This window comes from Spiroplasma sp. BIUS-1 (genome assembly GCF_010365805.1).
Classification (GTDB): Bacteria; Bacillota_I; Bacilli_A; order Mycoplasmatales; family Mycoplasmataceae; genus Spiroplasma_A.
Genome location: NZ_CP048386.1, coordinates 445,943 through 470,893, shown reverse-complemented (window position 1 = coordinate 470,893; position 24,951 = coordinate 445,943). Strand labels below are relative to the sequence as shown.

28 protein-coding genes are annotated in these 24,951 nt (G+C 25.9%); 3 read left to right on the top strand and 25 right to left on the bottom strand.

Going from position 1 to position 24,951, the window contains the following annotated elements:
• Positions 1-5: 5 nt before the first annotated feature.
• Genes SBIUS_RS02250 through SBIUS_RS02240 form a run of 3 tightly spaced genes read right to left on the bottom strand, consistent with a single transcriptional unit; the run spans position 6 to position 1,396 of the window.
• Positions 6-407 (bottom strand): transcription antitermination protein NusB, encoded by a 402-nt coding sequence (locus SBIUS_RS02250; RefSeq protein WP_162684880.1) that lies wholly within the window; start codon positions 405-407, stop codon positions 6-8.
• A 41-nt stretch (positions 408-448) separates the two neighbouring features.
• Positions 449-904 carry a hypothetical protein gene (locus SBIUS_RS02245; protein WP_162684879.1) on the bottom strand — a complete coding sequence of 152 codons (456 nt, stop codon included), beginning with the start codon at positions 902-904 and terminating at the stop codon, positions 449-451.
• Between the two features lie 3 nt (positions 905-907).
• Positions 908-1,396 (bottom strand): lipoprotein, encoded by a 489-nt coding sequence (locus SBIUS_RS02240; RefSeq protein ID WP_162684878.1) that lies wholly within the window; start codon positions 1,394-1,396, stop codon positions 908-910.
• A gap of 64 nt (positions 1,397-1,460) precedes the next feature.
• Here SBIUS_RS02240 and SBIUS_RS02235 point away from each other — a divergent pair, with 64 nt between their 5' ends.
• Positions 1,461-1,886, top strand: coding sequence for a hypothetical protein (locus SBIUS_RS02235; RefSeq protein ID WP_162684877.1), 426 nt, complete (start codon positions 1,461-1,463; stop codon positions 1,884-1,886).
• A gap of 4 nt (positions 1,887-1,890) precedes the next feature.
• Here the strand turns inward: SBIUS_RS02235 and SBIUS_RS02230 are convergent, their stop codons facing one another.
• The 10 genes from SBIUS_RS02230 to SBIUS_RS02185 form a co-directional block, all read right to left on the bottom strand.
• Entirely contained in the window at positions 1,891-3,021 is a 1,131-nt protein-coding gene (locus SBIUS_RS02230; protein WP_162684876.1) for an acyltransferase, read from the bottom strand.
• Between the two features lie 98 nt (positions 3,022-3,119).
• Positions 3,120-4,028 (bottom strand): deoxyribonuclease IV, encoded by a 909-nt coding sequence (locus SBIUS_RS02225; RefSeq protein WP_162684875.1) that lies wholly within the window; start codon positions 4,026-4,028, stop codon positions 3,120-3,122.
• Between the two features lie 294 nt (positions 4,029-4,322).
• Positions 4,323-4,949 (bottom strand): hypothetical protein, encoded by a 627-nt coding sequence (locus SBIUS_RS02220; RefSeq protein WP_162684874.1) that lies wholly within the window; start codon positions 4,947-4,949, stop codon positions 4,323-4,325.
• A gap of 115 nt (positions 4,950-5,064) precedes the next feature.
• Complete coding sequence (locus tag SBIUS_RS02215; protein ID WP_162684873.1) at positions 5,065-5,421, bottom strand: lipoprotein; 357 nt, start codon at positions 5,419-5,421, stop codon at positions 5,065-5,067.
• Between the two features lie 8 nt (positions 5,422-5,429).
• Positions 5,430-6,128 carry a hypothetical protein gene (locus tag SBIUS_RS02210; protein WP_162684872.1) on the bottom strand — a complete coding sequence of 233 codons (699 nt, stop codon included), beginning with the start codon at positions 6,126-6,128 and terminating at the stop codon, positions 5,430-5,432.
• Positions 6,129-6,306: 178 nt separating this feature from the next.
• On the bottom strand, positions 6,307-7,194 hold the full coding sequence (locus SBIUS_RS02205) for a riboflavin kinase (protein WP_162685269.1): 888 nt from the start codon (positions 7,192-7,194) through the stop codon (positions 6,307-6,309).
• Positions 7,184-7,468 carry a hypothetical protein gene (locus tag SBIUS_RS02200; protein WP_162684871.1) on the bottom strand — a complete coding sequence of 95 codons (285 nt, stop codon included), beginning with the start codon at positions 7,466-7,468 and terminating at the stop codon, positions 7,184-7,186. The genes SBIUS_RS02205 and SBIUS_RS02200 overlap by 11 nt, the downstream gene beginning before the upstream one ends.
• Positions 7,469-7,596: 128 nt before the next feature.
• Complete coding sequence (locus SBIUS_RS02195; RefSeq protein ID WP_162684870.1) at positions 7,597-8,484, bottom strand: hypothetical protein; 888 nt, start codon at positions 8,482-8,484, stop codon at positions 7,597-7,599.
• Between the two features lie 208 nt (positions 8,485-8,692).
• Entirely contained in the window at positions 8,693-8,986 is a 294-nt protein-coding gene (locus SBIUS_RS02190; RefSeq protein WP_162684869.1) for a hypothetical protein, read from the bottom strand.
• A gap of 12 nt (positions 8,987-8,998) precedes the next feature.
• Positions 8,999-9,682 (bottom strand): hypothetical protein, encoded by a 684-nt coding sequence (locus SBIUS_RS02185; RefSeq protein WP_162684868.1) that lies wholly within the window; start codon positions 9,680-9,682, stop codon positions 8,999-9,001.
• Positions 9,683-9,816: 134 nt separating this feature from the next.
• On the opposite strand from SBIUS_RS02185, the gene plsY reads away from it, so the two are divergent.
• Complete coding sequence (gene plsY / locus SBIUS_RS02180; protein WP_162684867.1) at positions 9,817-10,656, top strand: glycerol-3-phosphate 1-O-acyltransferase PlsY; 840 nt, start codon at positions 9,817-9,819, stop codon at positions 10,654-10,656.
• Between the two features lie 59 nt (positions 10,657-10,715).
• Here plsY and SBIUS_RS02175 read toward each other — a convergent pair whose 3' ends face one another.
• The 12 genes from SBIUS_RS02175 to SBIUS_RS02120 all read right to left on the bottom strand — a co-directional run bounded on the left by SBIUS_RS02175 (position 10,716) and on the right by SBIUS_RS02120 (position 24,016).
• Positions 10,716-11,396 (bottom strand): MBL fold metallo-hydrolase, encoded by a 681-nt coding sequence (locus SBIUS_RS02175; protein ID WP_162684866.1) that lies wholly within the window; start codon positions 11,394-11,396, stop codon positions 10,716-10,718.
• Positions 11,397-11,549: 153 nt separating this feature from the next.
• Positions 11,550-11,765: a YneF family protein gene (locus SBIUS_RS02170; RefSeq protein ID WP_162684865.1), complete on the bottom strand. Its 216-nt coding sequence runs from the start codon at positions 11,763-11,765 to the stop codon at positions 11,550-11,552.
• 52 nt (positions 11,766-11,817) lie between these two features.
• Positions 11,818-13,785, bottom strand: coding sequence for a transketolase (gene tkt, locus SBIUS_RS02165; RefSeq protein ID WP_162684864.1), 1,968 nt, complete (start codon positions 13,783-13,785; stop codon positions 11,818-11,820).
• A gap of 90 nt (positions 13,786-13,875) precedes the next feature.
• Positions 13,876-15,714 carry a lipoprotein gene (locus tag SBIUS_RS02160; protein ID WP_162684863.1) on the bottom strand — a complete coding sequence of 613 codons (1,839 nt, stop codon included), beginning with the start codon at positions 15,712-15,714 and terminating at the stop codon, positions 13,876-13,878.
• Positions 15,715-15,842: 128 nt separating this feature from the next.
• Positions 15,843-16,622, bottom strand: coding sequence for a lipoprotein (locus tag SBIUS_RS02155; protein ID WP_162684862.1), 780 nt, complete (start codon positions 16,620-16,622; stop codon positions 15,843-15,845).
• Positions 16,623-16,750: 128 nt separating this feature from the next.
• Positions 16,751-16,951 carry a DUF896 domain-containing protein gene (locus tag SBIUS_RS02150; protein WP_238988305.1) on the bottom strand — a complete coding sequence of 67 codons (201 nt, stop codon included), beginning with the start codon at positions 16,949-16,951 and terminating at the stop codon, positions 16,751-16,753.
• A gap of 37 nt (positions 16,952-16,988) precedes the next feature.
• Positions 16,989-17,951: an ROK family protein gene (locus SBIUS_RS02145; protein ID WP_162684860.1), complete on the bottom strand. Its 963-nt coding sequence runs from the start codon at positions 17,949-17,951 to the stop codon at positions 16,989-16,991.
• 106 nt (positions 17,952-18,057) lie between these two features.
• Positions 18,058-19,158 carry a DNA methyltransferase gene (locus SBIUS_RS02140; protein ID WP_162684859.1) on the bottom strand — a complete coding sequence of 367 codons (1,101 nt, stop codon included), beginning with the start codon at positions 19,156-19,158 and terminating at the stop codon, positions 18,058-18,060.
• Between the two features lie 154 nt (positions 19,159-19,312).
• Entirely contained in the window at positions 19,313-21,088 is a 1,776-nt protein-coding gene (locus SBIUS_RS02135) for a hypothetical protein (protein WP_162684858.1), read from the bottom strand.
• A 49-nt stretch (positions 21,089-21,137) separates the two neighbouring features.
• Entirely contained in the window at positions 21,138-22,436 is a 1,299-nt protein-coding gene (gene yqeH / locus SBIUS_RS02130; protein ID WP_162684857.1) for a ribosome biogenesis GTPase YqeH, read from the bottom strand.
• Positions 22,423-23,007: a YqeG family HAD IIIA-type phosphatase gene (locus SBIUS_RS02125; RefSeq protein ID WP_162684856.1), complete on the bottom strand. Its 585-nt coding sequence runs from the start codon at positions 23,005-23,007 to the stop codon at positions 22,423-22,425. The genes yqeH and SBIUS_RS02125 overlap by 14 nt, the downstream gene beginning before the upstream one ends.
• Positions 23,008-23,080: 73 nt before the next feature.
• On the bottom strand, positions 23,081-24,016 hold the full coding sequence (locus tag SBIUS_RS02120; RefSeq protein ID WP_162684855.1) for a hypothetical protein: 936 nt from the start codon (positions 24,014-24,016) through the stop codon (positions 23,081-23,083).
• Positions 24,017-24,107: 91 nt separating this feature from the next.
• Here SBIUS_RS02120 and SBIUS_RS02115 point away from each other — a divergent pair, with 91 nt between their 5' ends.
• Positions 24,108-24,938: a hypothetical protein gene (locus SBIUS_RS02115; protein ID WP_162684854.1), complete on the top strand. Its 831-nt coding sequence runs from the start codon at positions 24,108-24,110 to the stop codon at positions 24,936-24,938.
• Positions 24,939-24,951 lie beyond the last annotated feature (13 nt).

Genomic DNA, 24,951 nt, shown 5'->3' with positions numbered 1-24,951 from the left:
TATTTCTATTTAATGTTATCTAACAATCCATTTACAAAAGCTGTTTCAAAGCTTGGTAAATATTCTCTTGTCAATTCAATACTTTCATTAATTACAACAGGTTTTGGTGTTATTTCTTTTTTGATTTCATAAACTGCATTAACTAAAATTGCTTGAATAATTTTTGGCAGTCTTAATCATGATCAAGTTTCTGGAAGTAGACTCGATATTATTTCTTTATATTCTTGACTATCATCTAATAGATCAAAAATATAATCATTTAAACTTTCATCAAAAGTTTCTAATTGAAATCCATCTAAGATTTCTTGTTTTATTTTGTTTTTGTTTTCATCCAATAAAAAAAGACGATATAAGATTTGAATCGTTTTTCTTCTTCTATTTTTTAATTTACTAATTTCTTTTTCCATCTTTTTTTTCGCCTTTTCTATATTTAATTTTTAAAGATCTCTTATTGAACTGTAAAAGTTATGTTTCCTAAACCTAATCAAGTTTCGAACTCATTTTTGTAAGGTTCTGAATTTTTGTTTTCTCCATTATTTAATCAGTAATTTATAAAATTGATAAATCCAGTTGAATCATTTGAATCTTTTATAATCTCTAATAATAATTGTTCTGCAGGTGAAAGTAACCTTCACTCATAAGGTCTTTCTGGGTGTGAGTGAGGATTAGGATTTTCCATTCATTTTAAACTACTTTGAACTTCTATTCCTGTAACTTTTTTAATTGATGAGAACATTCCGTTTAAAAAGTATAATACAGCTGCTTGGTTTTGCTTTACAAAATTTGTATCTATATTTTTGTTTTCTTTTGGAAGAGAACTTTTGATTTTTGAAAGGAATGCAGAATTGATCTCTATAGAGTTTTTACCTTCTAATGCTTCTTTAAATACTTTATTTGAAAACATACTTTATTTTACTTTTGGAATATTGGTTACATTTAATTTTAAATAACTATTATTGTATGTAGTTCCATCGAATGAATATTTGAAATATATTGTTTTTTGCTCTGCTACTTTATCACTTAAAATAGTTTTTAAATATTCTGAAATATCAGTAATTTCAACTCCTTGAGAATTTTTAAAGTATTTAAATGAGATTTTTTGTTGCTCATCTTTTGTTTGAGTTTTAGTGTTTTGTTCATTTCCCAATACTTTATTTATAACTTCTTGATTTCTAAAGTTGTTTGCAATTAATTCTTTTAAATTAGTTTCAAATAATGCTCCATCAACATTAGCTGGATCAACAGAAATTGTATTGTATGATTTAAAATTTCAGAATTCTTCAATATCTGAAGGATTTTTATAAGTGTTATTTGGAGTTATTTGGCAACTCACTATTTGAGTTGCTGGAGTAATAGTAACTGTAAAACCAGTTAAAATTGTAAGTAGTTTTTTCATCTTTTCACCTTAATTCTTTATTATTTTACATTAATATATTATTAAAGTAAGGAGAAATTTACCTATGAAAGATGATTTTTTTGATGATGGTGTAAATATGAACACCCTATTCCATTTATTGGGAGATAATCAAAGACCAGAAGTTACAAACAAAGAAATAAATGACATGTGTTTAAAGGTTTTAAGCAATTTTAACAATATTTATTCAGATCAAAAAATAGTTGATCTATTTGATCTGTTTTGTATTAAGAAATACAAATTTAAGTTAGATGTTATTTTAAGAGATTCAGATATTGATTTAAACGAAATGGAACAATACTCAGAAAACCAAGCTATTTGAGTAGAATTATTAACATTAGTTTCTATGTTAATTTCAATTCAAGATGATTACTTACAAGCTAACTTTAGAGAAAAAATAAGAGAAATTGAAAACAATATTAGAGTTTTAGATAAAGCTTTAAGATTAAGATTAGATTTATATAATAAATAAACCGCTATTCTATAGTGGTTTTATTATTTACTCTATTAAATTTGTTTTCCATTTTAACTATTAGTTTGTTAACTAATCTAGATATATGATTATTTAGGTATTTAAAAGGATAATACATAATAACTGAAATAACCAAACTGCCTGTCATAGCAATTGCAAATCTTGCTAGTGTATATAATATTTCTAATCATAAATCTTCTTTTAAGAACCCTATTATATATAGATCTAAAAAATCAATGAAAGTTTGATGAAAAGCATATATAACTGTTGAAAGTGCTCCTAAATAAAATATAAATTTGTTATCTTTTATTTCAAAGGTTTTAAAAACAGCAAAAAATGAAAATGCAATAAAAATTGACATAAAACCATGATTTGATCTTGCCATTTGAAATCAAGTGTTTGCATTTGGATACACTAAGTAATAAAGAGCAACAAAGATATAAGAAATTATTAAAGTTGAAGCAAATATGATTCAAATAAGACTTTTTCTTCTAAAGAAGTTTTCACAATGCAGTGCTAAAAAAGCTCCAAACATATAACTGTAAAGAACTACAAAAAAACCTTCTAAATGATAGTAACCAGAAGAACTTATATAGCTAAATTTTATCAAACCACTTATTTGAAAAATTAGAAATAAAGAAACTATTAAAAAACCACTTGAAAAAGTGCTCATTCTTTTCATTCCTTCATTTATAAATGGAGACAAAATATAAACAAAAAGAATTGCTCACATATATCACATTGGATTTGTTCCAAAAAATATAAGTTTTAATCATTCTTCAGTTCCTTCAACCAATTGTTTATCAATTGTATTTACAGATATTAAGTTAAAAATTAAAGATAAAATAACGTTTAAAAATAATAGTAAAAACAAAGTGGGTATAAATCTTAAAAATCTAAAATCATCTTGTTTTCTTATTAAAAAATAACCTGTGATAAGAGCAAAACAAGGAACACTTCCTCGTGCAAAAACGATTGTAGGTCCCCCTATTGTGTGGATAATAACTACAAATAAAGCTAATACAAATCTTAACAATTCAATATTAGCTTCTCTTTTAGATTTAATTATTGCTTTTGATTTGCTTTTGTCTTTAAAGTCAAAATCCAAATTATTTTGCTTGATAACTTGATCCACTCAAATACCACTTTCTAAATATTTCTTAGATTATATGATATTTACTTTTTTCTTTAGGGTGTCTGGTTATCTTCTTATTTTTATTTACTAATTATATTTTATTTTATTAATTCTTTTTCCTTAAATGGATTTGTAAATTTTTTGTTTTTGATCATTTCGATTTCTACTTTATAAGGACTTACTTTCCCGTTAATTCAAGGAGTTTCTAAAACAATAGGAATTTCTTTAAATAATGGGTTGTGAACTACATTTGCAAGAGTTTCAAAACCAATGTAACCATATCCTATGTTTTCGTGACGATCTTTATGATTTGCAATTGGGTTTTTACTGTCATTTAAGTGAATTGCCATAAGTTTGTCTAATCCAACTATTTGATCAAACTCTTCAACTACTTTATCGAAGTTGTCTTTAACATCATAGCCAGCATCATGCATATGACATGTATCAAAACAAACCCCTACTTTGTCTTTTGCTTCAACCATGTCCAAAACAGTTTTGATTTCTTCAAAAGTAATACAAACTTCTGTTCCTTTTCCTGACATTGTTTCTAAAGCAACTCTTACAGGAGTGTTTGGTAATTCTTTATAAACCATATTCAATCCTTTAGCTACACTTTGAAGCGCTAACTCTCTTGGCGCTCCAACAGCAGCTCCTGGATGTAAAACTAAAGTGTGTACTCCAATTTCTTCTAATCTTAAAAGTTCTTCTTTTAAAAGTCTTACTCCTAAATCAAAAGTATCACTTTTAACTGTGTTTGCTAAGTTTATTGTGTAAGGTCCATGACAAATTACTTTGTTAATATCTATTTCATTTTCTATTAACAAGTTTTTAAATTCATTAATTTTTAATTTGCTAGTTTCAGTTCTTCGAGTATTTTGAGGAGCTCCTGTAAAAAACATTAAAGTGTTTGCTCCATTTTCAATTGCTTCTCTTGCACTTCCTAGTAAGTAATCATTTGCAGAATTCATTCCAACATGACTACCTAAATAAAATTTTGGTTTTTCCATAAGTTTTTTCTCTCTTTTCAATTCATTTTTATTTTAGACAATTTGTTTTAGGATCTTTAATTATTTCCTACTTTGTCACTCATATATTCTCATATATCGAACAAATTTTAACAAAAAAAGTCAAAAAAAAGGGATAAACCCTTATAAAACTAAACCGCAGTTTTGGTTTTTTTGAATTCGAGCAACAGCAAGTTACGAATGCGCTATTTTCTAGAAATAGTTGACCTTTTGATGTAACTCCTCTACTACTATTAAATTAATTATAACTTATATTTTTAATTTAACAAAAAATATCTAATTATTTTTTAAACTAAATTCTAACTCTATTTTTCCTGAATAATATTTTTCATCTCCTACAATATATAGTTTAGTTTCGCTTCCTGAACGATCTATAAGTAATTCAACACCATCTGAAAAAATATTTTCATTATTTGCAAGAAACACTTCTTTTGCTTGATCATATTTTTCTAATTGACCAACATTTGTATCTAGGTTACTAATTTTTTCAATGTTTTCAGTTACGCCAACCAATATAAGAGTGCTTGCAACTGTTGGTTTATTTAATTCTCATTGATTTTCTTTTGCAGAAAAAATATTTAAACTAATTTTTGTATCTTTTACTGCTGAAACTTGATTTTCTTTTGTATATTCGTATTTAAAATCAGTTATTAATAATCAATGATCTTCTAAAGGTCTTTGATTTTTGTTAAATGTTATATATTCATAAGAATTAAATATGTTTTTAAATTCTTCTTCAAATTCTTGATTTGTTTCAAAGTGTCTTGTGGAAAAATTTGAAAGCCTTTTTTTTATATTATCAGCTCTCAAGTATTTATCTGCAGGTTCTGAACACGAAACTGTGGTTAAAGCAATTGAGGAAACAAATGAACTTGATGCAATTAAAGATAATAACATTTTCATTTTTACAATCCTCCTGTATACAAAAATTATACTATTACACTTTTTGTCATAACTTTAATCATTGAACTAAAAATAGATTTAGATATTAAAAAATGTTTTTTCTCTTGTTTTATTTTTAATTTTTAAAAAACTTTATTTCAGAAATAAAAGTTTCTACTTCAAACTTAATTGATTCTTCAGTCACTATTATTTTTGCTGTATATTCGTCACTTTGATTTTCTTTAACTGTTAATTCTTGAACATATATTCCTTTTTGAAGTTCTGGTGTATTTAGAATTTTAGAATTGTAAATCCAATTTAAAACGAATTTTTCGTCAAGAATATCGCCTTCTTTATAAGAAATATATAAATTACTTATCGAAGAACTTAACTTTGATTTAAAAGTAATATCTCCAGGCCCACAAGAAACAACTAGAAAAGATGTCGTTGGTGCCAAGGTGATCACCGATAAAATTGATAGTATTTTTTTCATAATTCCTCCTAATTTTTTTTATTGTAAATTGCTTGAATTGAGATTGCTCCCTTAAAAGTTGTATTACATAAACCAAAACATCAAAAACTTTTTGATTTTGCTATGGTTCTATTTTTACCTAAGATGTTTTTATACCTGATTTCTCCTCTAATTCCTTTGAAGACATTATAGACACCTTTTAAATGTACTTTAGATTTTTTGTAGGATACACCTGTATTTGCTACAAGATTTAAATCAGAGATAATCATCGGTTCGTTTATTATTTCTATTCATGAGTAACCAATTTTTGTAACTCAATCCAACATTATTGGTCCACTAGCTAGTGCTTCATAACCAACTATCTTAACATCTGTTTTGTTCTTATCGTCATATAAACTTTTTGCAAAAGAAAATGATTGACTTGTTTGTAAATTACTCTCAGCACCAGCAAATCATTGAAAATAGTTTAATATAGGTATCACTTTATTTTCGAGAACATAACCATTATCTAAATAAGTTATACCTTCTTTTAAATAAAGATCTTCTATTTTTTGTTTATTTTCACTATTAAATTTTTCATCATTGTGGTTAATTAATTTTGTACTTACTTCTTTTATATTTTTATCAAAACTTAACGCATGTAAATTTTTATTATTAGTGTTAATCTGAGTTGTTGACAAAATTGGTGAACTAAGTAAAAAAGTTGCTAATAAAATGGATTTAAGCATATAATTCCTCCTTATAAAATATTAAATACATAGTATTTGATTTATAAGATTGATAAATTTTTCTTATTCATTACCTATTGCCTTTCATAAAAATTATATATTTTTAGTTTTATAAAATATTTTTAAAGTAAATGCAAAAAAAACATTTGATCAATGTTTTTCAATGTTCTATAGTAAATTATTTTTTAAATTTCTTTGTTTGTTCTACATCGTTTTTTAATATTTCTTTTAAGTGATCAAGACCATCAACTTTAATATTTTCTCTTAACTTTTCTAACGGTTCCACTGTAACTTTTCATCCATATATTTCTTGATCAAAATCTATTAAAAAGATTTCAAATACATCTTGGTTAAGTTCGTTTTTTCAATAACAACCAGAACCTAAGAAAGTTTCTTTTAAGTGATCAACATAAACTTTACATGCATAAACTCCGTCAGTTAAAGGTAATCTTTCTTCTGTTATTAAATTTATTGTTGGAAAACCAATTGTTCTTCCAAGTTTTTTTCCTTCTCCAACTCTTGCATCAAATTTATAACTTAATTTATTTGTATTTTTAAATAATTCAAATTCACTATTATTTAAAAGTTTTAAATTAACTTCTAAATCTTTTGTTTCTTTGGTTTCAATAACAATTGCATTATCTTTTCAATTATTTAAAATAAAGTTCACATCAAATCTTGAATAGTTATTATCAACATAGTCTTTTGCAATAACCATTTTTCTAACACTTAAAAAGTCTTCTATGTTTTTAAATAAATCTAAATCTGGCATTTGATTTAAAAAAGCGTTTACTTGATAGAAAACTACATAATCAATTTCTTTTTCATTTGCTTTTTCAATTATATTTTGTGAATTTCATAAACCGAAATTCATTTCTTGATCTGTTACAACAAATAAAGTAGTTTTTAAATTACTTTCTTTAGCTGTTTGTTTAAGTTTTATTATTTGTTCATCTTCTTTTTCACTTCAATTTTCAAAATCAGCAATTAAACCAACTGAATCTTCAAGATTCATCATAATCATAGTTAAATTGTTATAAAAAAAAGATATTGTATTATTCTTCATCTTCTTCTCCTGCTTTTAATTTTTTAATTTCTTTTCTTAAAGCTGATTCTGCTTTTTCAAAATTAAAAGTTTCAACAACTCTTCTTTTGAATTTTAATAATTGTTTTTGATCTTTTATATTAAAAACCATAAAACATTGAGTACATTTAAATCTATTATCTCTTGCATCTTTTGAAATTACATCATGAGTACATGATGAAACACCATCATTGTAAAAAATGTAGTCCATGTCATATTCTAAGTTTTCGTTTAAATCAAATAAATTTTTCTTCATATTTTTTTACCTTTTAAATATTTTATCATATTTACCCTATTTTGATAAGTCAAAGAATTTGATAAGACATTAAAAATGATTTGTATTTAAACAAATCATTTTTTTAATAAATTAAAATATAATTTCTATTATTTTTTAACAAGCATATTAAACACTCCAGAGGCATCAGTTGAGTTGAATGATACATAGAAGTATTCTTCTGTTACCATTTCATTATTTGAAATGATTTCTCCCATTTCATAAACCCCATTATTGTTTATAGCTTTGTAAACATTTAAAGCACTTGTATTTGAAATTTTTACATTTAATGTTGAATTAATATAGTCAATGGCATTTTGATTTAAATTATTTGGTTGATAATTAAACATGTCAATTACTTGACTTGCTAAAAAGTCAATTCCCAATTTTGGAAGACTTATATTTGAATTATATTGTTTATCTGTATGTTCTATTGATTCAGAAATTGTATATTCTGTATCGAATGTCATGTTATATCCTGGTTTTATTTGGAAATCAGCAAGTGATTGTAATCTTTGGTATCCATAAAGATCTTCTTTAACCATTTCTCCATCAGCTATTGCTTCATATCCAATTGCATAAGTATAGTTTCCTCGGTTATCTAACTTTTCAACAGTTACGTTCATACTTAACACTTCATATTCTTTTGCATTAATAAGTTTTGAAAGTTGTCTTCCAACTTGTAAAGAACCATCAAATGAAATTCCTGGTAATCTAGTAATACTGTTTGTTATTTTAAAGTTAGTTACATTGTTTTGTTGATTAAAAGCTCTTTGTTCATCTATAGCTTTTATCAATACCTCTTTATAATCTTGTGTTGAAGGAATTATTTTTCCATCACTGTCAAAGTGTTTTCTATTATCAACAGTAATTCTCATAACTCCTTGTTCAACACTTGTTGAACTTGTTTCTCTTGTTTGTTCATTCATCACAACCACTGGTGTGATAGCAGAAGTAGAAACCCCAAAAGTTCCTATAAGACTTAAAAGTTTTAACATATACTTTTTTCCTTTCTTTCACTTACCCACCCAGCCACCTTTAAAATGTAAGTATATTTTAATTTTAAGGTTTTTCTAGTAGTTGACAGATTAGAAATAATGTCTAAAAGTCAATGAATTAGGTAATTTTGAAATAAAAATTCTTTTTAAATTGCTATAAAGGAATTTTCACTTTTTAATAGTTTTTACAAATAAAAAAGACAATGTATTACATTGTCTCTATTTTTGACTTTAAAAATTGAATTTCTAACTCTATATAGATCAAGTCTTGTTTCTTGTCTTTTATAGTATAGTAGTTTTCGCTCTTTTCTTTTCTTCTTCTCAAATGAGCTTGATAGATAAAAAGTCCAAAGAAAGGAAATAAATATCAAAGTCATAAGTTTTTTCTAACTTTCTTATCAATTTTCTTTTCTTCATCTAAAACAATTTTATAACTAGTTTCAATTTCTAAAAGTTTTTCTTCTAATTGAGCTTTGCTCATTTTTGCATATTTTTCAAACATATCTCTTACCTCTTATACAGCTATTATTTGTTTTAATACTTCATTTACTAAGTGGTTTAATGATTGAAAGATTATTTTTAACTCATTTGTATGAGCTAGAAACTGTTGTTTTTCGTTTTCAACACCAACTGACTCTAAACTTGAGTAAATATTTTTTGTATCTTGTAAAAATAAAACCATTTTTTCACAATTTAATAACTTATCTTGAAAGTTTTGTGAACTATTAATGTTTTTAACTAAATTATTGATATCTTTTGCGAACTTTTCATTTCATTTTTCAATTACAAATTCTTCTAAAATTTCTTCATAACTGTTTGTATATAAATCTATTTGACCATCAAAGAAATCAGCAATATAAGTTAAAAAGAATTCTCCTGGATCTTTGTCTTGTATATTTTCAAAGTTTTTACAATACTCTTTTCACTCTACTTCTGTTTTGTAAAAATAGTTATATCTTTGTAAAACTAAAGTTAGCATTAAACTTAATTCAATTGGATCGTTGTTAATGTTTTTTTCAAAGAAATTATTAATTCCTTCAAATAATGTTTTGGCATCATCAGTTTGTCCCAAAGCTATTAATTCTTGTTTTTGTTCATCATTTAACTTGTAATCAGGATTTCCAACTAACCCTGTAAGATCTCTTTTATATAAGTTAAATATTATTTTTCTTAAATTTATTTTATCTATCAACTTCATCTATAAAAAACCCCCATTTTTATTGCTTTTATTGACTTGTTTATTATTTTATTTTAAACTATTTTCTTGCATATTGCCATATGTTTATAGTATGATTATTTATGTGTTTAGATTTAAAAAGGAGTATTAATATTATGAGTTGAGAAATTGTGGCAGGTACAGCTATCGCTTCTGTTGTTGCTTATTTAATTGGTAGTTTTTCATTTTCAATTACAATTGTAAAATTAAAAACTAACAAAGATGTTAGAGATCAAGGAAGTAAAAATGCAGGTGCTACTAATGCAAGTAGGATAATTGGTAAAAAATGAGGAGTTGCCATTATGCTATTTGATGCCTTTAAAATATTTATAGCTTTATTTATTGCTTTAGGTTTAAGTAAAATAAATACTCCTATTTTTAGAGATACAATTCTAATAATCCCTGCTTTCTTTGCATTAGTTGGTCACTGTTGACCAGTTTATTACAAATTCAAAGGTGGTAAAGCAGTAAGTTGTTTTATGGGATTAATGTTTGTTATTAACTGAATGATGGGTATTGTAATGTTTGGTGTTTGATTAACTTTAGTGTTAACAACTAGAAAAGTAAGTATTGCTTCAATATTTGCTTCAGTTATTACAGCTATCTTAATGTGAATTCCTCAAATTTCAGGATTACACAACTTCGATATTGATGGAACATTCTTTAAACAATTATATGAAAGCAATGCTTTCTCAGCTGTTTGATATAATAAATTACACACAAATGATGTTTATGATAGTTTCTTAGTTATTAACTTAGTAACTACAGCTTCAATGATAATATTGTTAGCAAGACACTGACAAAACATTCAACGTTTAATTAAAGGAACAGAACCTGCTTTCTTAGGTGAAAGAAAATCAAAAAAAGATAAACCAAAAAAAGAAAAAGTTAAAAAACAAAAACCAAAAAAAGAAAAAGCTAAAAAAGATAATAAAAAGAAAAGTGCTACTAAATAGCACTTTTCTTTTTGCTTAATTCGAGTTAAATAAAATGCCTTTCTTCGAAAGACATCTGTTTAGTTTTTCTCAATATATTTTCTTAATAATTTAGCTTCATCATCTTCTAATATGTTTCTTATTTGGAAACCATATTCATAATGGCCTGTGAAAACCGAATAGTTTTTGTCAAAATCATTAATTAATCAATTAAATATTTCTTTAGCTTTTTCTTCTGACTCACTGCTTAATTGCATAATTTTATCAATTAAATAAGTTTCATCTTTAATAATATAGTCACCTAAGAAAATGAATTTTCTTTCAGGTATAGCTATCATTAAAGATCCATCTGTGTGAGCTCCTTTTTTGAAGATATTTACATTATATCCATTTATTATTACGTTTGTATCCTCTGATATTACTTTTAAATTTTTAATAGGTTGTATAACACATTTCTCTACCCCTTCAAAAAAATCACTCATGTTTTTTTCTGGATCAAATAGATTTAATAAATCTTCTTTTCCTATAAAAACATTTGGGTTTTTTTGACTTTTACAAATTTCATTTAATCCGTAAAAGTGTGGGAAATGTCCATGTGTTATAAAGATATCTGTAATTTGTATTCCTTCTTTTTCAACAAATTCTATTATATCTTTGTAAGCTAAATAACCAGTATCAATTAAAATAGCTTTTTTATCTGCATTATGTACTAAAAATGCATTAACCCTTTTAAAATCATTACAAGTAAATACTTGTATCATGTTTGTCCACCGTCCTATTTATATTTTCTGTATTTCTTTTTTCTGTATTTTTGTGTTGTTAAATTCCTAAATGATTATATATTATATTTTTCAAAAAAAAAAAAAAAAAAATATTTTTATGGAATAAAAATATTTTCAGTATAAATAAGTTAACTATCTTCCTCTTTTTACAGCGTTCATAGTTTTTTTAATGTCAGCTTCAGTAGGTTTTCTTCCCATACTTCTGTACATTGCTCTAATTTGATTTTCATTAATTGGAGGGTTTTCTCTAAGTTGTTTTTGAATAACTTTTCTAGTTATTATAAAACCAATTATTCCTCCAACAACAGCTGCAGCTATCGCTATTAACAATACTCCTCATCAAGCCATAATTATTCTCCTTTTAAAAAATCCACTTTTTTAATATTATCATATTTTTTGATTATTTTAAGTGACTTAAGATATCTTTTGAAATTTCATTACTTGTAAATTTAATGTGTTCAATAACATCTTGTGCTGGAGCAGAATATCCAAATGTGTCTATTCCATAAGCTTTTCCACTATCTCCTAAGAATCTATGTCAACCATAAGTTGATCCTAATTCTATTGAAAATCTGTGAGTATTTTTGTTTATAACTGAATCTTGATATTCTTTTGATTGATTTAAGAAATGATTCATGTTTGGCATTGAAACAACATTTACTTTTTGTCCATTTTTTTCTAAATCAGCTTTTATATCAAGAGCAAGTGAAACTTCACTTCCTGTTGCTATTAAAGTAATGTTTGCATCTTTTGTTTCACTCAAAATGTATGCACCTTTATTTACTTGTTCTACAATTTCATTTGAATGATCTAATTCTTTTAAGTTTTGACGAGTTGCAATAATAACACTTGGATGATTTTTATCATTTAAAGCATTATAGTAACTTGCTATAGTTTCGTTCATGTCACAAGGTCTGTAAACACTTATGTTTGGTATACTTCTTAACATTGCAAGTTGTTCGATTGGTTGGTGAGTTGGTCCATCTTCTCCAACAGCCACTGAATCGTGAGTAAATACACTTAAAGTTTGTAAGTTCATAATTGAACTCATTCTTAAAGCAGGTTTTAAGTAATCTGCAAAGACAAAGAACCCTGATGCAACTGGAAGTAGTCCTCCATGAAGTGCAATACCATTGTTGATTGCACTCATTGCAAATTCTCTAACTCCATACATTATGTTTCTTGCACTTCTATTATCAAAGTCATAGTTTCCATCAGCACCTTTGATTTTTGTAGATTCACACAAGTCAGCACTTCCACCAATTAAAGCAGGAATGTTTTTACTTAACAAGTTAAATACTTCTCCACTACTTACTCTTGTAGCTTGTTCTGTTCCTTTATTTAAAGCTTGTAAGTCTTTTAAATCAACATTTCATTCTTTGTTAATAGAATTTAACAATTCTTGAGCTAATTGAGGGTTTTCTTTTTGGTATGCTTCAAAGATTTTATCTCATTGATCGTTTTGACCAACTCCTCTATTTGAAACGTTAACTTTTCAAAAGTCATATACATCACTTGGAATTGTAAAGTCTGGTTCATTTCAGTTAAAGTATTGTTTAACTGTTTCAATATCATTTCCTAATGGAGCACCATGAACTTTTGTAGTTCCTTGGTTGGTTGAACCAATTCCAATAACAGTTTTAACTTCAATATAAGTTGGTTTATCACTGTTTTGTGCTGTTTGAATTGCTTTTTCAATTTCGTTTAAGTCTTCACCATTTTCAACTAAAATTGTATTTCAGTTTGCTGCTTTAAATTTAGCTATTATATCTTCACTTTGAGCTACATTTACTGGAGCATCAAGTTGAATGTCGTTTGAATCATGTAAAACAATTAATTTGTTTAACTTGTATCTTCCAGCAAAACTTATTGCTTCTTGACATACACCTTCTTGTAAGTCACCATCTCCACACAATACATATGTAAAGTGATCTACAACTTTGTACTTTTCACTGTTGTATTTACTTGCTAAATGACTTTCTGCAAGTGCCATACCAACTCCCATGGCAAAACCTTGACCTAAAGGTCCAGTTGTTGCTTCAACTCCTTGTGTGTGTCCAAATTCTGGATGTCCTGGAGTTTTTGAATTCAATTGTCTAAAGTTTTTCATATCATCAATTGAAAGATCAAAACCAGATAAGTGTAGTGCACTGTATAAAAGTGCACTACCATGTCCTGCACTTAAAACAAATCTATCTCTATTAAATCAAGATGGATTTTTTGGGTTTATGTTCATAAGTTTTGTAAATAGTGAAAACACTATTGGACTTGCTCCTAAAACTATTCCGGGATGTCCAGAATTAGCTTTATTAACTGCTTGAATACCTAATATTCTTAAAGCATTTAAATTTTTGTTGTTTTTGTTCATGTATTTTAAAACCTCGTCTATTTTCAAAATAATTATATCTCTAAAAAAATAAAAAACCTTAACTGATAAGGTTTTTTTGGTTATTTTTTATTAAACAATAAATTCTACTGCACCTGAAATTATTCCATTATTACCTGCTGGTAATTTAAATCCTTTATTAGCAGTTAAAGTTACAGAATAATCAATTTTCATTGGTTGTTGATCATTTATAACTTCTCCATTAGTAACTGGTTCGTTTACAGTAATAGCTGCTATAAATTCGTTTGATTTTTGAGTAATTGATTTAATAGCTGTTTCAACATCAGCTTTACTTGTTTTTCCGTTTACAGCAATTTCAATATCAGTTTTTACTTTTTGAACATCAATTTCAGTATCTGGTTTTAAAACACTATATTTTACTGTTCCTGAGATTTTTCCATCACTGCCTGCTGGTAATTTAAATCCTTTATTAGCTTTTAATGTTACAGAATAATCAATTTTCATTGGTTGTTGCTCATTTATAACTTCTCCATCAGTAACTGGTTCGTTTACAGTAATAGCTGCTGTAAATTCGTTTGATTTTTGAGTAATTGATTTAATAGCTGTTTCAACATCAGCTTTACTTGTTTTTCCGTTTACAGCATTTTCAATATCAGTTTTTACTTTTTGAACATCAATTTCAGTATCTGGTTTTGAAACACTATATTTTACTGTTCCTGAGATTTTTCCATCACTGCCTGCTGGTAATTTAAATCCTTTATTAGCAGTTAAAGTTACAGAATAATCAATTTTCATTGGTTGTTGCTCATTTATAACTTCTCCATCAGTAACTGGTTCGTTTACAGTAATAGCTGCTGTAAATTCGTTTGATTTTTGAGTAATTGATTTAATAGCTGTTTCAACATCAGCTTTACTTGTTTTTCCGTTTACAGCAATTTCAATATCAGTTTTTACTTTTTGAACATCAATTTCAGTATCTGGTTTTGAAACACTATATTTTACTGTTCCTGAGATTTTTCCATCACTGCCTGCTGGTAATTTAAATCCTTTATTAGCTTTTAATGTTACAGAATAATCAATTTTCATTGGTTGTTGCTCATTTATAACTTCTCCATCAGTAACTGGTTCGTTTACAGTAATAGCTGCTATAAATTCGTTTGATTTTTGAGTAATTGATTTAATAGCTGTTTCAACATCAGCTTTACTTGTTTTTCCGTTTACAGCAATTTCAATATCAGTTTTTACTTTTTGAACATCAATTTCAGTATCTGGTTTTGAAACACTATATTTTACTGTTCCTGAGATTTTTCCATCACTGCCTGCTGGTAATTTAAATCCTTTATTAGCTTTTAATGTTACAGAATAATCAATTTTCATTGGTTGTTGCTCATTTATAACTTCTCCATCAGTAACTGGTTCGTTTACAGTAATAGCTGCTGTAAATTCGTTTGATTTTTGAGTAATTGATTTAATAGCTGTTTCAACATCAGCTTTACTTGTTTTTCCGTTTACAGCATTTTCAATATCAGTTTTTACTTTTTGAACATCAATTTCAGTATCTGGTTTTGAAATCTCTTTTTTCTCAATTTTAACATTTATTTCAAAAGTAATCGATTTTACTTCTTCTTTTGTTAAAATATTATTTTTGTAAGTAATAACAATTTTTTGATTCTGATCATTTTCTGTAATTTGTTTCGCAGTTAATTTAGCTGTAACTTTTCCATTAACAACTTTTATATCACTAATTTTAACTATTGAATCATCTGAAATTTCAACAGATCCACCTGTTTTAATTTCAGAGTTTATTAATATTATATTTTCACTAGTTTTTGTTTCTCTTAAAGTAACTTCTTTTGTGCTTTGTTCATTTTTTGGACCACAAGCTACAACTGTAGCACTTGTAGTAGCAACTAATCCAGTAGCTGCTAATAATCCTAATAATTTTTTCATAATTATATTCTCCTTAAAAACTCCACTTTTATTCTACACTCTTTTTAGTTGAATTTCAAAGTTCAAAATCAAAAAAAAAAAAAAAAAAAACATTTACAAATAGTAAATGTTTTTAAATTAATTGAAAATTATAATGATTGTGGTGTTCCAGGTTCTGTTTGACCTCCGCCTTGTTCTGGTGTAGTTTTAAATGATCCAGTAACTTCAAAAGTTACTGCTTTGTCTTTTAAATCTGAAGCGAAACCTGCTTTTAATGTAACTGTTACAGTATAAGTTGCTGCTTTATCATTTGTTGCTGCTACTTTTACTTCAATTTTACTTGATTCAATTCCTTCAGTTTTTACAACGTCTTGTAGACCTTTTAATTCAGCTTCTGCAGATTCATGAGTTTTAACTCCTTCTGCTTCTAAAGCTTTTTTGTAATCACTAACTTTTGCTATTGAATCATTTAAAGTAACTTTTGCTTCTGATTTTGCAATAGCAGTTTTACCTTTTTCGTATTCAACTTTAGCTGGTTCAGTTTTAGTGCTTGGTGTTGTTGGTTTAACAACTGCTCCAAATACTTCAATTGTAAATTCTAAAGTTTTAGTTCCTTTTGGTGCTGGTGTAGTAGCTACTTTTTTTGTAACTGATAAAAATAAACTATCAGCTTTAATTGTTTTATCATTTTCATCTTTAACTATAAGTCCGTTTTCTCCAGTTGCTTTGAACTTTGTATTTACAGCATCAATAACTGCTTTTTCATCAGCTGATGAATTTAGTTTAGCTTCATTTTTTTCAATAAAGTTTTTAACATCTTTAACTAATTTGTTAGCTTCTTTATCCCCTGTTTCTCCACAAGCTACAACTGTAGCACTTGTTGTTGCAACTAATCCAGTAGCTGCTAATAATCCTAATAATTTTTTCATTTTATTATTTCCCTTCTCGTCTTACTCATAAAGACTTATTTATATTATATAAAATATTTTTACAAAATAAAAAGATTTTTTAAAAATTTTTTCCAATTATAAAAGAAAAAAATAATGCTTTAAAGGCATTATTTATCTTTCTTTCTTTTTATTTCATTTCCATTTTCGTCAACAAAAACAGTGTTTTCTAATTGTTGTTCAAAACCAGCTCTAAATAACTTAATATACTCTTCTCTTAACTTAGTTCTTTCTTCTAATTCACTTTGTGTTAATTCTCTTTGTTTTTTAATTGCTGCAAGTTCATTAATTCTTTTAAGTAACTTTTCCACTTTAAAATAACCCCTTTCATAAAAAAATGATTGAAAATTAGAATATTTTTCAATCATTTAATGCGTAATATGCACTACCTATCATTGTTGAATCATTTCCTAGTTCAGCAATTTCAATAGTTAATTCTTCTGCAAACATGTCAATTATGTATTTTTTAATGTTTGTTTCAATTATTTCAATTAATTTATCATCTAAATCTGTTAATCCACCAGCCAAGATTATTGCTTCTGGATCTAATGCATTTATCATTGAAGCCATATGCATAATAACTGGTTCAAGAGCTTCTTCTAATAAATCAGTTATTTCATAAGGATATCCTTTTTCTTCATAAACTTCTACAATTTCTTTAAAAGTAATTGTTTCTGGATTTGCAAAGAAATCTGCTGCTGGATGATTTTTTTTGTTTTTAAATGATGCTCTGAAGTGGTTTTCAACACCCATTATTGAACTCATAGGTTCAATACATCCTACAAGTCCACAAGGACATTCGTATTTTGTTTGAAACACTCCTCCACCATGACCAAATTCTCCAGCAAATCCTCTAGAACCAGGAGCTAATTTACCTTCAGTAATTACAGCTCCTCCAATTCCATTATCAATGTAATAGAAGATAATTGAGTCATATTGTTTTGCAACACCAGTTCAAAATTCTCCTAATGCACTTGCATTAGCATCATTTATTACAAAAATTGGTTTTTTAAATAATTCTTCTGCAATATCTTTAATATTGTAGTTTGTTAAGTTTAAGTTTGCAGAATATCTAACTATTCCTAGCATGTGATCAATATAACCACCCATTGCTAAACCGATTTTTTCAACTTCTTCTTCATAGTTAATTCCAATAGCTTCTAAGCCATCAATTATTTTTTCATATAAATTAGGTATAAGATTGTTTAAGTCATGGTCAACAGAAAACTTGGCTTGTAAATCTCCGTATTGATTTACAAGACCCACTTTTGAAGAATTAACACCAATTTCGATAGCTAATATTAGTTTCATACTGTGACCCTCCTTAGACATATGTTATAAATATACCACTTTTAATTGGATTTTAATAGAATTTTAGTCAAATTTTGTATTTTTTTAAAACTTTTAAAAAAATAATTTACTTAATCACTTTTTTAAATATATATATCTTATCTATTCTTGTTGATTTACCAGCTCTATTCCCCATGGAATTTGTTGCCTTATTATTTTGATTTATAGGATCTGTGTATATTTCAGTAAGAACAATATCTTTTACGTAAAATCTTAAATTTTCATTTCACATTTTATCAAAAGAATAAACTTCATTTACTTTTTGAACATCTCCTATAACCATTGCTAATGTTGAATTTTTATCCATTATTTTACTAATGGAAATTAAATATTTCTTCATAAACTCGATATAGTTTTTTATATTATGTTTATCATCTAATTTCAAATCATTATTTTTGTCTTTAGAATCATAACCAAGCAATCACATTTTAATTCAGTTTTGTTGAGTATAATTAATAATATTTAAGTAAGGTGGTGATGTAAAAATCAGTTTCGGTTTTACATCAATATAATTGCTTATTTCCAATGAATTACCATATAAAACTTTAGCCTGTACTTTAGAATATTTAGAACCTTTTAAAATATTTTTAATTCTATTTTCTATTTTAGAAAAAATATTATCCTCTGGTCTTTTAAGATTCTTTTTATTTGCAAAATTTTTTACATAATTTTTAGACATAGATATGCAATTACTCATACTTAGTGAAAAGTACATACTATCTCCACTTTTTCTTTGAGGACCATGCATTAAACCAAGAGTAATTGCTAATATAAAATTTTGAATTTCGTCTAATGTTCTTCAGTTTTTTCCATAAAATTCTTTAATAAAAGTTATTTGTTTTAGGTTTGCTCTACTATAATAGATTTCCATTTCATCATCAATTTCAATATCAAAATTATAAGAATTATATTGTACTTCTCATTTTTTTAATTCATCTAAAACCTCTTCTAATAAAAAACTATTAGATTTAGCTTTTGAAAGAACATATGCAAATGGATTTAAGTCAATCGCATAAGCTTTTCTATTTAACATTCTCGCTTCCAAAACAGTAGTCCCTCTACCTGAAAAAGTATCTAGTATGACATCATTTTCTTCAGAATAATTTTCAATAAAATAATTTGCTAATGTAGGTGGAAACATTGCCACATAAGAGCATATCCTATGCATTTTATCTCCTCACATTCGAGAATTTTTTTTTCATATTTTTGAATTTACCAAATAAGTTTTCTTATTAGTAATTTTATTTTCGTGTTTTACAAGTTTTTCATTCATTTTTGTTTATTCCTTAAATAATATTTTATATTGATAATTAAAACAGAAATTATTTATTTCAAATTTTTGATATTTTTAAAAAGCTTAAAGTTGTAGTAAAAATATCATTGAAGTTATCTATAATTGTTAAATCCTTAATTACTTTTTCAAATCCAATGTATGGCCTATGAACCAACTCATTTAATAAATTAATATTTTGAAGAGATTTTGCTTTTGGATTAATTTTAAACTCTAAAATTTTTGAAAACAAAGGGAACAAATCTTGTAAGTTTAGATTTAACGATTTTAACTCCAAACTATATAGATTATTAATTTCATTAAAAATAGAATTAATAAAAGCAGTTTTACCAGTTTTAAATACAATTTTTGAAATTAAAGCTGTAATTATTTTTAAATCATCACTTTTTAAATGTTCATTTGCAAAAAAAGTATTTATAACCTGTTTTTCTTGATCAGAATATTGAATGCCTTTAACATTCATAAAAATATTAATATTTTTAATTCTATATAAAATTTCTAAAATAAGCATATCAATTATTATTCTTATACAAAGCGATATATTTGATAATGGATACTCATCCTCATCAAACATTAATAGATTGGAAACCGCCATTAAGTCATTTCTCATAATATATTTTATTGATTTAATATACCTGCTATCAAAAGGTTGATCTATTAGTTCTTCTTTATTTACATCTTTCATTTTCATCAACTTCAATAATTCAAAAAGTTTTTTTTCTTCATTATTCATTTTTTCTTTATTTTTATCTAGGTTTTTAAATTTTAAATAAACGCTGTTCAAAGTTTTTTTATTATAAACACTCTCACCAATAACTTCAGAAAACTCATCATATACATCTTCATCTATTCCCCTAGTTGTTATTTTTCCTAATATTGAGTTCTCAATAAGGAATATTATAATTTTTGAAAATTGCCCTTCACTAAATTTTTCATCATATTCATATGTTAAATTCTCTAAATTAATTTTTATTCCCAAAAATTTTCCTAATGTAAATTTCTTACCCCTTACTCAAATCACATGACTTCTTATCAATTCAAATCCCGATACCTTCAAATTTTCTAATTTAACTATTTTATTTGAATTTAATTCATAAATCCTTATAGAATTTATAACTCATGCAGCGCTCTCCAAGTCTCTTTTTATAATTGAAACTTTTTTTCCAAATAAAGATGATAGCTCATTTATTGTTTCATCTTTATCCTTAGTATTTTTTTTAGATTTATATATGTTAAAAATATCCTGAAAATATTTAGCTCTTGATCAGTCCCTTTTCCCAACTTGTTCTCCTATATGTTTTGAATAAATTATTTGCCAAATTTCTGTTTCTGAATAATCAGTTACATCTTCAAAAAATTTTTCTTCTAATTCAATAACTTTTCTATTTTTATTAATACTTTTTTTAATTTCTTTTATATTTTTCTCATAAGTTTTAAAATCAGACTCAACTAAAAAATCTTTTTCTGTAAAAACAACAATATCATCAACTAAAATCTCTTTTTTTATTAATAGAGTTGCCAAAAATCTTCTATTACCTTCAAGGATATAATAATTAGTTTTTTCACGATCTAAATGAATTAATATTTTATCATTTAAAAATTGTCAACCTTTTGTAATTATTGAATTAATTAACTCATACATATCTTGTAAATTATCTTCATACCTAATTAATTCTTTCGCAATTTCTAAATTACTTTTTTTAAAATCTTTATCATTGGAATCCATTTCCTTGATATTAATATCGCTTATATTAGTATATCTAGGATTTATAGGTAGGAGATTTACTTCAATATTATTTATTTTCATATTCATACCCTCTTTTTATTTTTATTATATAGATTGTTTTTGTTCTTTTTTAAATTAATGCATCAAGTTCAGTTACACGAATACCATATTCTGTTTTTGGAACAGTAATTGATAATTTCATACCCTTGTATGATTTAAAGTTAATTCATCCAAGACCAGATATGTGTAAGTCAACTTTTCTTTCATTGTTATAAGTAAATGTGTGAGTTTCAAAATCACAATCTTTATCAAGTAATCTTGGAGCTAAAGAATGACGATTTTTTTTGAAGTAAGCTTGTGCATTTACAGCTTTAGTTCTGTGTAAAGGCATTTGTTTATTTACATATAAGTGAAATCCAGTTTTAGCTTCTTTTCCATTTTTTTCATTATATGCTTGACCTTCTTCAAATGTAAATCATGCAAGTCCTCCATAAAAGATTGATTGACCTTGATTTAATTGATAAGTAACTTGTTTGATTTCTTTTTGGAAGAAAAAGAAATCTCAATAAGTTGGAGCTGTTGCAATAGCAATGTGATTGTGTTTTACAAGCCCTGGTGTATCATATACAAAGTTTTTTTCTGTAAAGTTAATTTTGATTTTATCTAAAGTTGTATTTACATATTTTGAAGTTACTATTGAAGGAATTTGTTGGTTTAATTTTAAACAAGCATTCATTAAACTTGATTTTCCAGCATTTGAAATACCAACAATATATTGATCATATTCAACTGATTTTAGTTCATTTACAAGAGCAAATACAAAGTCTGGTTTGATTGAACTTGTCAATATTATTTTTGAATCACGCAATGGTGAATCTGCAAAGATTTTTTTAATGTAGTTAAAGATTTTTGTTTTCTTAACTGCTTTAGGGAATAAGTCAATTTTATTAACAAGAATAACAACTTCTTTTTTAGAAATTAATTGTTCTAATCATGTAAGTCTACTTCCTGGTAAATCAAAGATATCAACAACATAGTAATATCTGATTTTTTTGTTTGTAGAGTTTATTTCATCAATAATATCTATAAAGTCTTGATCATTTATTTCTTGTTCAACAAGTTTGTTGTAGTATTTAATTTTAAAACATCTTAAACATAAATCTTGTTTTTCAATGTTTAAACTAAATCCAGGAAGTCTGTCATCAACTGTTTGTAACTCTTTTCCACAACCAATACATTTTTTTGGTCCTGTTGAATTAAAGTTAGTTGTGTTTCCAACTCCAGGTTTTGCTTCTGTTAAAGTAACTTTACTTTTTTGTTTTACTTTTACAGTTTGTTCTGTAGCTGCATTCATTTGTAAAGCTTGATCTTCAAGTTCTTCAATTTGTTTTTCTAATTCATTTATTTGATCGTTGTTAGAGAATTTCATAGTTACCTCCTATTTCCCCTTCATTATAGAACCCTTCATGTAAGATGTTCTTTTGTGATAGTTTCTTTAAAATATGTTTTTCTAAAAATTGAACTGTTTTACTTTCTTCTTTGTTTCTACTTAAAGGAGAAACAAGAATACTTTTAATGTGTGCTCTGTTTGCAACCAAAACATCAGTTACAAGTTGATCACCAATTAAAATCATTTCTTCTTCTTTGTATTTAAATAGTTTTTTAACTATTTTCATTTTTCCAAGAAGTGGTTTTTTACAGTCTCAAAAGTAGTTTTTGATTCCTGCTTTTTTAGCAAAGTTTTCAACCCTACTTCGAATGTTGTTTGAAAAAAGAACAAACTCCATATTTTGAGCATAAACACTTTTTATAAAGTTTATGACATCAGATGAAGGTATTCTTTCATTTCAACCAATTAAAGTGTTGTCCATGTCACACATAACAAGTTTAATTCCACTATTTTTAAGTGAAGCTAAATTAACTTTTTCGTAACTCTCAAGATATATTGATGGTTTAAAATAGTTTAACAATAAAAAATTATTTGATTTTTTATTTGCCATTTTTCATCTCACCTCGAATTAACAATATAATTATACCAATTTTATTGACCTATTTTAATCTCAAAAAACTAACTTAATATTTTTTTATATAGGTGTTTTTTGCATAAGGTACATGAGTAAATTCATATACAAAAGATAAAAATTCTAATACTTTAAGTACATCATTATAACAATGATCAATAACTCTTTTAATGTTTCTGTTCATTGCTTTAAAATCTTCAAATTCAATTTTGGCAGTTGCAGGTTTAGACAAGAATGAATAAGCATTACAACACATTGTATAGATGTCTTCTTTTTCGTCTTTTAAAAGGTTTTGACTTATATCTTCAAATCAATCGAAGAATTTCTTTGTACCAGTAAGAGCAATCATTTCATCACTTTGTTTACCCTTTGGTAGATTTTCTCTCTTTCAAAACTCTTCTCCAGTTTTAGTTGTATTTGAAAAAGAAAATGTTTTTTCTAAAATATCGTAAATATCAAAATAGTTTGCATTCAACTCTTTTGTGTCTTTGTTATAAAAAGCCATTTTTAAAGTTTTTCTTGCAAATAACTTTTTGTTTTCATTAATTCATTGGTTAATGATTTTCACATCATTGCTAGCACCAGCACAAACAATTGTTCTGATTTCTTTGTTTCTACACATATTTAGAAATGAAATAATCATTTTTGAATATTGGTCAAAAAAATCATATGTTTTATCGTTAAAATTTCTTTTTATAGTAATTGATTTAATAGCCTTTTTATTATCTCTGTTTGAAATCTCTTTTAATGATTTTGCAAAAGAATATTGTATTACATAAACTAAGTCTTTATTAGCTTCACTATATAACTTTTTACCGTTTTCGCCATTATCGTGTGAGTGATTGAAAAACTCAGTGTCTAAAACTATTATAGGAAACTGAATGTTTTCTAATATTTTTTTAGAGGCTTCTTTGTCAAATCTAAAATTTTGATTTTCATTTAATAAAAAGAATCCATCATCAATAATTTTTATTGAATTTCTTTTCATATTGATATACCTACTTTATAAAGATAATATCATATTTTTGTATTTAAAAATGAGCTAATATGAGATATTATATCTTTAAAGGTGAAATAAAATGCAAAATTCAAATAACTTCAAAGAGTATATTGATCAAATAACTGTTGGTTGATTTAAAAAATTCATAAATCAAAAGATTGATAACTTTAAAACTGGTTTTTTAGATGATACAGATATAGGTTTTAACGACTTTACACCAGATGTAAATGTTACATCTTACATGTTAAATAAAATAAAATTAGATATTGAAAAATTAAACGAATATAGCGAAATTAAAGAGTTTATTTCTAACTATAGTTTAAACATTAAAAATAATGATGACTTAGAAAGTGTTGGAAATTCAGCACAAATGGAGTTATTTGAAGCTCTTCAAAAAAATCCAAATGATATTCAAGAAAAAATAACTGAATTGATCATGAAAATGCAAATAAACAATATAACTAAAAACTTAAACAAAGCTTTAAATGTTATTGATAGCTTATTGAGCAAACTTGGACAAGACAGTTCATTAGATGAAATTGACTATGAAGATTTAGAATACATTCTTCAATCAAATTTAGATATAAGTTTAGAAAAACTAAAAAGATGAAGTGTTGAAAATCCAAAGCAAAGTGATAATTTCAAAGAAGAATTGCAAATACTTGAGTCAGATCCTGACTTTGAGAAAAAAAGAGAAGCTAGTGAAATCATTGAACATTACTTTGCAAATATAATCGGTCAAGAAATTGATGAAGATGAAATGGAAAACATAAATGTTAATAACATTAATGAGAAATCAAAAATAATAGTTTTCAACAAAGGAATCATGATAAGTGAAGAACTTAGAGGTAAAGTTGAATTAATCAATCAAATTTATAAAAACAGTGATGTGTTCAAAAAAACAGTGTAATTACACTGTTTTT